Source organism: Streptomyces sp. NPDC055815 (genome assembly GCF_053616475.1).
Window position 1 is genome coordinate 19,212 of the sequence record NZ_JBSHDU010000038.1, and the last position, 12,398, is coordinate 31,609.

The following is a 12,398-nucleotide window of genomic DNA, read 5'->3' on the forward strand; positions in this document are numbered from 1 at the left end:
CTTCTCATGATCCGTTTACGGAGTGGGTGCGGTGAATCCGGCGAGGTCGACCCAGTAGCCGTCGTCCTCCATCAAGCGCTGTTCCTTGATGAAGTCGCCGAACGGGCGCATCGACTGGGTGTTCTGCCAGTTCGACATCGAGGACCGGCCACACGGCTCCTTCCACGTCGGTGGCGTGGCACTCGGGCGCAGGCGGAGCGTCATGGTGTCGTCGGGGTTGCGCGCGAGATAGGTCTGGATGCACTCCGCGCCGCTGTAACCGACGGGGTTGGGGCCCGCCGAGTTCCCGGCGCTCTGGGCGGCGTTGGCGAACACGAACTCGTCACAGCTCTTCGAGTCGGTACGCGGCTCCCCTGCCTCCAGGGACCACTTGTCACTGAACAGACCGGTGCCGCTGTAGGCCTTCCACTGCCTGCCGCAGATGAGCTGACGGTTGCGATCCGACTGGATCTTGCCCGAGCCGTCGACGGACATCTTGTTGCCCAGGTAGGTGAGCGACTTGCCGCTGCTGCGCTGACCCCACTTGATGTTGGTCTTGCGCCACATCATGTCGATGTGTGCCGCGGCCCCGGGGAACTTCTTGGAGTTCATGACATACGTCGGCTTGTAGCCGGGGAACACACAGCCGGTGCCCGCGCCGGAGACCTCGGTGTCGCAGCGGATGATCAGCTGGCCACTCTCGAATTCGGACGGATTCACGACCGTAGTGTTGTTGACCTTACCGCCGAGGGACAGGTACGGGGTGATCGGGTTCCTGGTGGCGCCCCCACTGGGCGACCACTTGAACCGCGTGGTGACGGTCCGCAGGAGCGTGTCGCCCTTGGCGAAGGTCTTCGACCCGTTCCAGTCGACGCTGGTGATGTCGCAGTAACCGCGGCACTTGGCCGCGTAGTCGAAGGTGGCGGAGTTCACCGAACCGTCCATCGACTTCAGCCGGATGGTGGCGACCTGCGAGAACTCGGCACTCTTGGGGTCGAGGTAGTACGTCGCGGAGACGTCGAATCCCGCGCTTCCGAGCGGGACGACCGGGACGGTGTTCGAGTACTCCGTCATCCCGTAGTCGCTGTGGATACAGGCGGTGGTGCGCTTGCGGCTGAGGGAGTGGTTGACATTCGAGCATGTCGCGGTGCCCATGGCTGCCATCGACGCCACCGTGGCGGTCTTTGCCGAGGATCTGGCTGCCGCGGCGAAGGAGCCGTTGGTGACGTCCTCGTCCGGCTCGACCGGCGCCGGATCCGGAGCGGTCGGGTCGGCCGTCATGCTGCCGGTCAGCGCCTCACCTTCGTACGTGCCCGGCACGAACGCCACCGCGTCGAAGGCGATGTCCGCCGACCCGTTGCCGCCGTTGAAGTTGTCGAGCCGCACCTCGGGGATCTGGTCACCGAACTCATAGGCGCCCAGGTCCACCCACTTGTTGGCCTGGTTCGCCGTCTGCGAGATCGCCGCCTCCTCTTCCCCGTCGGGAGTCTGGATCCGGTACACGGCGTTGGTGGTCTGCGCCCCGTGGTCGGGTATGTGCGCGAAGATCTTCGCCTGGCGCGTGGTGTTGGTCAGCGGAGCGTTCAGCTTCCACGTGCCGGTCACCTTCAGACGCTCGGCGTCGGCCGAGTTCGCCTCGGGCGAGCGGGTGTGCGTGAACCAGAAGTGGTTTCCGAAGCCCGCACCGATCTGATGCGTGTCGATCTTCCCCGGATACGTGGTGACGGTGGTCGGGTTGTCCGTACCGTCGTTGGTGAGATCCATCTGGGTGTCCCACGGGACATACGTGAAGTTGAACGTGCCGCTCGACTTCACCGCCCCGCATCCCCGCTTGGCGTCCACGCCGGCGGGTACGGTCCCGTCCGCCAGATCGTCGACCACCAGGGCGCCGGCGGGCAGAGCCGTGGTGGCGCAGTTCGGCGGGTAGGACCCGGCATCCGGCTGCTCGCCGTAGGACGTCGTGAAGCGGTGCACACCGTTGCCGCACTTGGCCCCCGTGGTGCAGTTCTTCCACTGCGCCTCGGTGACCGGCTGGTTCCACCAGCAGTGCAGCCAGTGCGGGTTGGTCTTGCTGTTGCCCGCGTCCAGGGTGCAGGCACCCAGGCCCTGGTCGTTGGAGTCGTTGTCGCCGATCTTGGCCGGGTTGCAGTTGTTCGACGCGTTGCAGAACAGGTCGATCGGAGGCTTGGCGCTCGCGCGGTCCGCGTTGGTGGTCCACCATGCGGCGCGATAGCCCGCCTGGAAGTCACCCGGAGCGAACATCGCCGAGATCGGGCGCGCCGCCCAGCCGATCACCTTCTCCTGGTACGGCCAGTCCTGCGGGTGCGCGGCGTGGCTGTAGTCGTCCTTGGAGGAGTCGGTGGCGTGCTGCAGGAACGGCACCCGGTTGGCCTTCCACAGCGGGTTGGCCGGGTTGTTCGTCCAGCCCACGCCCCAGTGCCCCGCGGAGTCGGCGGTGTCATAGAAGCCGGAGTTGTACGCCCACAGGGCGAAGAACCAGTTCTCGATCCACTTGGGGTGGCCGCCGTTGATCTTCATCCCGGCGTTGTAGGTCTGGTTCCACTTCTCGGACAGGATGCGCACACCGGCGGCGATGTTCGCCGTGTAGTCGAGGGCGACGGCTTCCTGCGCGACCGTCGACAGAGCGGTCTCGCCCGGCTTGGTCTTGCCCGCCAGGCGCATGCCGTCGGTGGCCTGGGTGATGCCGTAACCGCAGTCGGCGTCCGCCCAGTCGATCCGCCAGGGGTCGAGCTGCTCGCCCGAAGCGGCGTAGTCGACACCGTAGTAGTTGCCGATCAGGGAGTTGGCGGTGACACCGGGCACGGCGAAGCGGGTGGCCTGCCACATGTTCGACTCCTGCGCGGTGATGCCCAGCATCACCTGCGCGGGAATGTGCCACTTGTCGGTGACGGCCGGGTCCTCGTTGTCGAGCTTGCCGTTGGGGTCACCCGCGAGGACGGTCGGCGGGAACAGGCCCTGGGGCTGGTAACCGCCGGCGATGCCGGTGTTCTTCCAGTTGCTGTCGCGGTAGAAGTTCAGCGAGCCGACGACCGCCTGGTCCACGGCCCACTCGACCTGCCGCGGTGTGGGCTGGAACGCCTGCTTCTTCACGTCGTTGCGGGCCACCGCGCAATAGCGTTCCCCGGTGCCTTCGCTCGGGTCGTCGGCCTGCGCGGTGAGGGCCTGGGTACGGGCGGTCTGCGGGGACAGGCCGTCCGTGCTCTTCCTGCCCGTGTCCGGGCCGGATGCGACCGGGCCGCCGGTGGGCAGAGCGGGGGACAGGGCGTGCCCCTGTGCCTCGTCGCCCACGCGGTACGCGCCGGGGCGCAGGTCGAGGGTGACGGACTTGCCCGAGTCCAGCATGCGCAGGGCCGTACGGGCGGAGCGCGGCTTGGCGGCGTCCTCCGGGTTGACCAGGGTGGTCTTCCCATCGGACCAGGTGGTGGTGAGGGCCGCCTGGGCGTGGCTGGAGATCGCGGCGCCCTTGGGGAGCTTGCCGGGGTTGTGTACCCGCTTGGGCAGTGCCTTGGACGTGGCGTCACCGGTGACGAACACCTCGCCGCGCGCCGAGCGGGTCAGGTCCCAGGCGTACAGCCCGCCGGAGGCGACGGTGACGGGCTCGGTCTTCTTGCCTTGCCTCACCTTCGTACGGTCCAGGTGCTTGGCCCAGGCGGCCGGCTTGACGGACGCCTTCTTGTCCAGCTCGCGGTCGATGAAGGCGATGCCGCCGTCGGCGTCGGCGGTGATCTGGAACGGCACCGTGGTGGTGGACGCCAGGGTCTTCTCGGCCGTGCCGTTGATCCGTACCAGCTTGTTGCCGTGGGCGGCGACGATGCCCTCGCGGGTGGGGATCGCCGAGGTGACCTGGCCGGCGAGCGTGACCGGCTTCGACTCCTTGCCGGTGGCCGCGTCGACGGTGATCAGACGGGTCTGCTGCTTTGCGTCGCCGTCATGGCTGAGCTGGGTGAACACCGCCTGATCGCCCTGGCCGCAGCCGGGCGAGAAGTAGGCGAGCGACGACTGGAACGGCAGCTTGGTGACCTTGCCCGAGGTCAGGTCGACCACCGCGGTGAAGGCACCGCGCACCATCAGTTCGGGCTTGTTGGTGAACATCCGGGGCGCGTACGAGACGGCCGCGTACTTGCCGGACTCGGTGACGCAGTGGTTGCCGATCCAGGTGTCCGAGGCGAAACCGTCCTCGAACAGACTGGCCACCGTGCGGAGTTGGTAGCCGTCCTTCTCCTTGCCCGCAAGGAGGTGGAAGCCGGTGCCGTCGCCGGTCGTGGTGACCGCGGTGTCCGCGGATTTCTCGTAGCCCTTGCCGAGCAGGCCGGCGCGGTCCTTCGCGGGGATCGCGGAGGGCTTCAGGGGGAGCTTCTTCTGCTGCTGGGTGGCGTCGCTCCACCCCTGCGCCGCGCCCTTGGGCGGCTTTGGTTCCCCGGCCTGCGCGGGCAGGCTCAGCGGTATCGCCAGCGCTGTGGTCACCGCAAGGGTGATCGGCACGCGCCGACGGAAACGTATCTGTCTCAACTGTGTTCCTTCTCTTATTACTTGACGGCCTTCGCGGCCGCAAGGACCTCGCCCATCCGCTTCTTGACGGCGGCAAGCTGGTCCTTGTTCTCCTCGATCAGCCGCTTCTGGACGGCCGACTCCTCCTTGAACCAGACCTCGATCAGACGGGTCTGCTCCTTGCAGTCGATGTCGTCCAGCGCGAGCTCGATCGCGTTCTTGGTGGTGCCGTCGCCGTCGGCGTAGCCCTGCTCCATCGCCCGGTACGGATCGGCGGCCTTGCGGCCCTTGTCCTTCATGCAGGCCGACCAGCTCTTGAGAGCCTTCTCGACCGGCTTCAGCGGCCGGGACTCGGAGAGGCTCATCGAGGCGAGCCCGGAGACGAAGCCCTCATCGTCCTCGTTCACCTTGAGCCGCCGCTTCGACCAGCCGGCGCAGCCGCCCTCGTGCAGCTTCTTTCCGTTGTGCTCGGCGCGCGCGGGCTCCGGGACCCCGCCGAAGTGGCCGACGCCGCCCTTGGCACCCTTGGGCGGGGCGAACTCGGGCTTCTTCCGCCCGGTCAGAACCTCCACTTCGACGCCTGAAAGCCCCTCCTCGACGGATTCGAGGCTCCGAGTCAGCTCCTTCGGCAGCCCGTACCCGTACTTCTGCGCCTGTGCGCGGTCGCTGAGGCCGTAACGCCGCTCGATCGAGAGGGCGTTGCTGTGGGGCGGCGGGTTCGCGCCGGGACGCGGCAGATCGACGGTCAGCCCGTACTCAGACATGCACCGCGTCTGCAGGGTGCGCAGCGCGGTGTCGACGACGACCTGGTCCGCGTAGGAGGGCAGGTAGGACTCAAGGGGCAGCTCCAGGCCCTTGACCAGTCCGGAAGTGGGCACCTCCGCAGGCCAGTTGGCCTGATCGACCGGAGCCTTGTCCTCCGCCGGGTCGGAGGCCGATCCGGACGAGGAGCAGGCACCGAGCGAGATTGCCGCGAGCATGACAGTGGTGGCGACGGTCGTTCGCCTGAGGACGTGCATGGGTTTTCCTTCTCTACGTGACGTGAGGCGGTCCACGTGCGTGGCACATGCCGGCCGCGCTCCTTGCGCTCAGCGGCGCAGCGCCTCTACCGGCGTGATGCGGGAAGCTCTCCAAGCCGGATGCAGGCCGGCCGGCAGACCAGTCGCCAGGCCGATGGCGGGCGCGGTTGTCACCGTCGCGGTGAACGCCTCGTCGCCGATGAAGACCGCCGGCTGAGCATCGGCGGTTGAGATACCGAGCTGGGCAGCGACCCCTGACCCAACAACTGCCACACACCGGCGGGTTCTGTCGTGCCAGACATCAAAATTCCCGCCCTGGACAATCGGGGGACCGGCGGCACCGAGGACACCTGAGGAGGCGGCAACGACTTGGATGTCCTCCCCACCGCGTGAGACTCCGACGGGTGCCGAACGCACGGAGTCGCCGTCCTGCAACTGAACGGGCCAGTACGCCCTGGCATGTTCCACGCCGTTGAGGCGCTCTACCTGCTGCTCCCCATCAGCTGGGAATGCGAGATCCACAAACTCGTTGTGGTCTTTCGCAACGTCCTCGGTGGTCACTTCCGTCGCACTCAGGGCGCTGAAACGCTCGTCGATCTGCGACGAGGCTGTTGATGTCGATCCCAGGACGGCCACGAAGGTGCCCACTCCCAGAACCGTCCCCACGGACGTGAGCAATGAGAAGGCGGGACGCTGCAGCATGCCGGCACTCGACTCCGCCAGCACGTCTCGCACGGAGAATCGCGTGACGGGTATGGACCGAGCGTTGCGGCGACCTCGGCGCAGCCGCACCATTGGCGTGAGTCTGCGCCTCACCTCCTTACCCCTTCCGTGAGTCGTCCGTCGCGGACAGTGATCGTTCGTTCGCCCTGCTGAGCCACTGTCAGATCGTGCGTAACGACAAGAAATGAATAGGCACCGCCCGCATTGGGTCGACCTCAAAGGCAGGCAAACGGCTTCCTTTGATTTCACCCAAGCCGAGGAGGATCGTGCGCATCTGAGCGATAGCTGCACGGCGAGCGTCAACACTCGCATGAGTTGCGATACAGGCCGCACAAGCCCCCCGGCCTGCTGAAATCCATGTGGATCCACCCTACACTCCGGGGCGACCAATTCAAGATCCATAAAGCCGACCTGTCGTGCGATCAGGTGCATACGGGATGACTGCCGATCTTTGGCGTCGCCTTGATGGGCCTCGACTGCGGAATCCCGAACTCGGGGAACTCCAAGACGAGTTGAGCCGCAGCAGCCCCGGACCTGTTCGAACAAGGGATGCGGCGGTACGAAGCCGCGTACGTGCTCAGGGCGACGCCGCACGCAGTCAGCGGTGCAGGGCTCCGTCGTTCTCGTGCTTGGCCCGACGTAGTTGGCATGGACCCAGTGCGGCATTCGTGATGGTTCGGTAGATGCACGCGCAGGCACAGCCTCCAGCGATCACGGAGTGTCGAGTTCGCTGACCACCACGACCGAGGACCGTGCCTGCCCGGTTCACACCCCTTGTCGCTGAGGTTGAAAGGGTGGGGTGACAGCGGACGTTGGCGGTGCTACGTCATCGGGCTTTCCGTGTCAGCTCAGCGATGCCCAGGCAGAACGCCTGCAGGCCGAGCTGGAGGCCGGCCCTGCGGCGCACGGCTGGGTGGAGGACCACAGGTGGACCCTCGCGCGTGTGGCCGAGCTGATCCACCAGCTGTTCGGGCACCGGTACACCCCGCGCGGGGTGTTGTATCTGCTGCACCGGCTGAGCTGGTCACCGCAGGTCCCCGCGCACCGGGCCGTCGAGCGCGAGGAGCAGGCTGTGGCCAGGTGGCGGGCGGAGCAGTGAGCTTCCTCAGCGCTGCCGCTCCAGCGTGAGGATGGCCTTGACGATGGACGTCATGCGGTTGGGGCTGCACCGGGACCTGCGGAAGATCCGCCAGGACTTCAGGCTCGCGACACTGCGTTCAACGGGCGCTCGTGCTGCGGCCGGCGCCCGGTTGAGGGTCTTCTCGGTGGGAGTGAGTTCCTGGAGTGGCTTGCGTTTGAGCGCCGGTCGCCCTCACGAGTGACAACCAGCATGGCGACCCACTCCACGAGCGCATGCGGCAGGTCGCGTGCGGCAGGATGGATGACCAACGAGGCCCCCGAGCAACGTGATGGAGACGTCAGACACCTCGATCAACAGCTCGGGGGCCTCGTTCGTTGCGCTTCACGGCCCATCACCCGATCGGTGGCCAACTCGAAGAAGCTCAATGGACCACCGTGGCCCTGACCAACGGAGTGTCCATTCACGAGGCGTCCCACTGACTCGGACGTCGTTCGATCAAGGTCAGGGTGGACCGGTACGGCCACCTCGCACAGGACGGCCCAGAGCGCTGCCGTCAGGTCGTCGAGACGGCCGTGGGGCCGCACATGCTCACACCAGGCCCAGCGCCTGCAGCGCGCGGTGCTGGCTTGGTGCTGACTTGACCGGCCAGTAGAGGTAGCAGACACCGCCCGTACCGCTTCTGACCTTGCCGTTCGCGTCGTAGCGCTTGGTGCGGAGCCAGATGTTCTCCCACTCGCGCCGTCGGTAGACCCTGCGGACAGCCTCGTTGCTGGGTGAGGCGGGGTCGTTGGCGATGATGTCGCCTTCGGGTGTGAAGCCGATGACGGTCATCAGGTGGCCCGAGGTGCCGTAGCCGGCGCCGGTCAGTTCCTCCTTGCGGAAGGACTGGGACGTTATGGCCGGGATGCCGGCGGCGACCAGTGATTCGAGTTCCGTGAGCGAGCGGAGCCGGGTGACCACGGCGTTCATGTCGGGGTAGGCGGCCGCGTAGGCGGCGTTGAAGGGCCAGTTGCCGCAGCCCTGGTACTGGTGGTCGTAGGTGAAGCGGGCCGCGTGGCAGACCTGTGGGTCGGCGAAGGCCGGGTTCACCCAGGCCAGCTGCTCGTCCGTGGGCCCGCGCCCCCAGTACTCGACGATCATCTGGGAGGAGGTCGGGCTGCACCAGGCCTCGCCGCCGTTGTCGTACTCGGGGTACTGGCCGACGTGGGTGTTCTGGGAGTAGCGCGGGACGGTCAGCTCGTGGTCCAGGCCCGGCTCGGAGGCCGGGACCGTGAAGCGGTCCGGGATGTCCGAGGCCATCGCGCCCAGCCGCCACACCGTGGGGGTGAGGTCGCTGCCCGGCGTGCGGTACAGGGTCAGACGGAGGCGGTACGCGCTCAGCCTCAGGCCGCTCGCCGCGTCGTCGATGGCGAAGGTGTCGGTCCAGACGGTGCTCTTCCCGTCGGTCTGGTCGTCGACCGAGGTGCGGCGGATGTCGTCGTCGCCGGAGGCCCAGCGGCCGAGCACGTACCAGGGGGTGGTGCCGGCGTCGGAGTAGGTGCCGGACAGTTCGACCTGGAGCCAGGTACCGGCGGGCGTCTCGGCGTTCCAGGAGGCGATGACCTCGGTGGCGGGCACGGCCGGGGTGTGGACGGGCGAGGTCCAGCTCGCGTACTCCCAGGCGGAGGTGCGGCCGGTGTGCGGGTCGGTGTAGTCGAGCCGGCCGGCGGGGGTGGCGAGGACCAGGCCGGGTCGGCGGCCCGCGACCGCCTTCGTACCGGCCGCCGTGCCGCACCTCCAGTCGGTGTACGAGGACCAGAAGCGGTTGTCGACGAGACCGGCGGCGGGTGCGTGGCCCCGCCCGCCGCCGTCGGCCGCGCAGTCGGAGGCGGTGCGGTCGGGGCAGGCGGCGGTCGCGGAGTCGGCGGCGGTGGCGGGGCCGGCGGCGGCCGTTCCCGCGGCGGCCGCGAGGGCCGCGGCCAGGACGGTTCTGCGCGGGGTGGAGCTGGTCATGGGCGGTGACCCCCAGTCGAGAACGGTGGGCGTACGGAACTACGGAGCTCTGCCGGCGGGGCTGCGCGGGCCCACTATCCCGGCTCCCACCGGCCCTCCGCCAGCACTTCGACCCGCGTCGCCGCACCAATATTGGTCTCCACCACTGACGGCGGTACCTCGCTGACCTGCGGCGGTCGGCCCCTCCCCTACCCTGGGCCCCATGAACGACCTCGACCGCGCCGCCCACGCGCTGCTCCGGCTGCCGCCCTCCTGCGGGCCGGTCCGGCTGATCGCGGTCGACGGCCACGCGGGCTCCGGCAAGTCCACCCTCGCGGCCCGTCTCGCCGCCGCCCTCGGCGACGCCCCCGTCCTCCACCTCGACGACCTCGCCACGCACGAGGAGCTCTTCGCCTGGACCGGACGGCTGCGGGAGCAGGTCCTGGAGCCGCTGTCGCGCGGCGAGACGGCCTCGTACCACCCGTACGACTGGCGGCTGCGGCGCTTCGGGGAGGCGCGGGCGCTGCACCCGGCGCCGGTGGTCCTCGTCGAGGGCGTGGGCGCCGGCCGGCGGCTGCTGCGGCCGTTCCTGGCGTGGCTGCTGTGGATGGAGCGCGGTGCCGAGGAGTCCTGGGAGCGGGGGCGCCGGCGGGACGGTGACGAGCAGGCCTCCTTCTGGGACGGCTGGACCGTGGCGGAGACTCGCCATTTCGCGGAGGACCCCTCCCGGCCCTTCGCCGACACCCTGGTACGGGAGTGCCCGGAGGGCTACGACTGGCTTCCCGGGCCGTCCGTGACAGCGGGCGCGGACCAGATCATCACACACCGTGACGGCTTCATGTCCGTGAACTGAGGGGGCGGAAGTCCGCTTCCGCAAGTGCCTCAACTTCGCTTGACCGACGGGGCGTACAGGTCTTACGTTCTGAATGTGCGGCTTTTCGGAGCTGCCGCAGACACGAAGCCCCCGGTTGTTCCCCCGTGATCGGGGGCTTCGTTCTGCCCTCGGAAGCCCTCCCCCGGGCCTTCTCCAGGCCCTGATCCACCCCTGATGCTCACCCAGGGTCACCGCTTCCGGATCATGCGCTTCTCCTTAAGCACACACCCCCTGCGCAGGTACGATGCCCCCAGGTGCGGTCAAATCCCGTCCATGCGAAGACGGTTGTGGGGGACCCGATGGACATCGGCACGCAGGGCTCGCAGGCCCCGGCCGAGCTCGCCTGGCTCCGCGGAGTCGACGCCTACACGATGGGCGCGTATCCGCAGGCGGAGGACGAGTTCCGGACGGCGGTACGGATCGATCCCGGGATGGCGGACGCCTGGCTCGGGCTGCACGCGCTCCGGGTCGACACCACGACCGCGCTGCTGCGCATGTACCGCAACCGCGACCGCTTCGGCGAGCAGCGGACCCGGTACCGGCGCACCCTGAACTCTTGGTACTGGCTGGGCTGGTGGGTGCAGCCGGTGCTTGAGAGCCCCCGCGACCTGCTGCTCGCGCACGCCTCCCACTGGCTCGACGGCCGCCATGTGCCGGAGCTCGACCGCGCGCTCGCGGGCCTCCCCCCGGTCGACACCGATCCGCAGGTGCGCTTCCTGCACGCCTGCCGCGCCTATCTCGTCAAGGACTGGGACCAGCTCGTCCGGCACACCGAGACCCTCGTCGACGATCCGCTGCTCGGCATCGAGGCCGGGCTCTTCGGCGGCATGGCCCGGGTGCGCCTGGAGATGTACAGCCAGGCCGAGCCGCTCCTCTCCGCCTCCCTGATGCGGTGCCGCAGCGAGCAGCCGCAGCGCAAGGAACTGCGCTACTGGCTCGCCCGCGCCCACGAGGGCACCGGCCGCAGCGCCGCCGCCCTCCCCCTCTACCGGGCGGTGCACCGGATCGATCCGGCGTTCATGGACACCGCCGCCCGGCTCGCGGCGATCGCCGAGTACGACGGCTTCGAGGGCTACGACGGCGTCGACGACCCGGCCGGACTCGCGACGGTGGCGATGGGCACCCTCGGCGGGGGCCTCGGCCAGGACGCCGTGGACACCGTGCCGGGCGCCGAGCCCGACCCCGGCGGACTCGGCGACGGGCTGCGGCTCGCGCCCGAACCGGTGCCGCCGGCCGCGCCCGTCGCGTCCCCGGAGACCGTACGGCAGAAGGCGCCGCTGCCCGGCCAGCCGATGCCGCCGCGCTTCCCGGCGGGACCCACCGACCCCGTTCTGCTCGCGGAGGCGCTCGCCGAGCTGGAGGGCATGGTCGGGCTCGAACCGGTGAAACGCCAGGTCAAGGCGCTCTCGGCACAGCTGGAGATGGCACGGCTCCGCGCCGGGCAGGGTCTTCCGGTCCAGCCGCCCAAACGCCACTTCGTCTTCTCCGGCCCCTCGGGCACCGGGAAGACCACGGTCGCCCGGATCCTGGGACGGGTCTTCTACGCGCTCGGTCTGCTCGGCGGCGACCACCTCGTGGAGGCCCAACGGGCGGATCTGGTCGGCGAGTTCCTGGGGCAGACCGCGGTCAAGGCCAATGAGCTGATCGACTCGGCGGTCGGCGGCGTGCTGTTCGTGGACGAGGCGTACGCGCTCTCCAACACCGGCTACAGCAAGGGCGACGCGTACGGCGACGAGGCCCTCCAGGTGCTCCTGAAGCGGGCCGAGGACAACCGGGACCACCTCGTCGTCATCCTCGCCGGCTACCCCGAGGGCATGGACCGGCTGCTGAGCACCAACCCCGGTCTGTCCTCGCGGTTCACCACCCGGGTCGACTTCCCCTCGTACCGGCCGCTGGAACTCACCGCCATCGGCGAGGTCCTGGCCTCGGCGAACGGGGACGGCTGGGACGAGGAGGCCCTCGACGAACTCCGCTCGATCAGCGGGCACGTCGTCGAACAGGGCTGGATCGACGAACTCGGCAACGGGCGCTTCCTGCGCACCCTGTACGAGAAGTCCTGCGCCTACCGGGACCTGCGGCTCTCCGGATACCCGGGGACCCCGAGCCGGGAGGACCTCGCCACCCTCCGGCTCGCCGACCTCATGCAGGCCTACGGCGAGGTCCTGTCGGGCCGCGGCCCGGTCGACCGCGGCCCCCAGCAGGAGCCACCCGGGTACTAGGGGGCGTCTTGTCGACGCCGCGA

General features: G+C 68.9%; 7 protein-coding genes and 1 pseudogene. 3 read left to right on the plus strand and 5 right to left on the minus strand.

What is annotated here, in order from left to right; translation table 11 throughout:
* Window positions 1-15: 15 nt before the first annotated feature.
* From ACWGN5_RS23465 to ACWGN5_RS23475, 3 genes are all read right to left on the minus strand, one after another.
* Window positions 16-4,482: a golvesin C-terminal-like domain-containing protein gene (locus ACWGN5_RS23465; protein ID WP_453518345.1), complete on the minus strand. Its 4,467-nt coding sequence runs from the start codon at window positions 4,480-4,482 to the stop codon at window positions 16-18.
* A gap of 44 nt (window positions 4,483-4,526) precedes the next feature.
* Window positions 4,527-5,507: a hypothetical protein gene (locus tag ACWGN5_RS23470; protein ID WP_453518346.1), complete on the minus strand. Its 981-nt coding sequence runs from the start codon at window positions 5,505-5,507 to the stop codon at window positions 4,527-4,529.
* A 69-nt stretch (window positions 5,508-5,576) separates the two neighbouring features.
* Window positions 5,577-6,209, minus strand: a complete 633-nt coding sequence (locus tag ACWGN5_RS23475; RefSeq protein ID WP_453518349.1) for an ABC transporter permease — start codon at window positions 6,207-6,209, stop codon at window positions 5,577-5,579.
* A 934-nt stretch (window positions 6,210-7,143) separates the two neighbouring features.
* Here ACWGN5_RS23475 and ACWGN5_RS23480 point away from each other — a divergent pair.
* On the plus strand, window positions 7,144-7,329 hold the full coding sequence (locus ACWGN5_RS23480; protein WP_453518350.1) for a helix-turn-helix domain-containing protein: 186 nt from the start codon (window positions 7,144-7,146) through the stop codon (window positions 7,327-7,329).
* A gap of 6 nt (window positions 7,330-7,335) precedes the next feature.
* Here ACWGN5_RS23480 and ACWGN5_RS23485 read toward each other — a convergent pair.
* Window positions 7,336-7,530: pseudogene (locus ACWGN5_RS23485) on the minus strand (transposase family protein); the annotation flags it as partial.
* 369 nt (window positions 7,531-7,899) lie between these two features.
* On the minus strand, window positions 7,900-9,303 hold the full coding sequence (locus ACWGN5_RS23490; RefSeq protein WP_453518353.1) for a peptidase C39 family protein: 1,404 nt from the start codon (window positions 9,301-9,303) through the stop codon (window positions 7,900-7,902).
* A gap of 202 nt (window positions 9,304-9,505) precedes the next feature.
* Here ACWGN5_RS23490 and ACWGN5_RS23495 point away from each other — a divergent pair, with 202 nt between their 5' ends.
* Both ACWGN5_RS23495 and ACWGN5_RS23500 read left to right on the plus strand, forming a co-directional pair.
* Window positions 9,506-10,135: a uridine kinase family protein gene (locus ACWGN5_RS23495; protein WP_453518357.1), complete on the plus strand. Its 630-nt coding sequence runs from the start codon at window positions 9,506-9,508 to the stop codon at window positions 10,133-10,135.
* A 320-nt stretch (window positions 10,136-10,455) separates the two neighbouring features.
* Entirely contained in the window at window positions 10,456-12,375 is a 1,920-nt protein-coding gene (locus tag ACWGN5_RS23500; protein WP_453518358.1) for an AAA family ATPase, read from the plus strand.
* Window positions 12,376-12,398 lie beyond the last annotated feature (23 nt).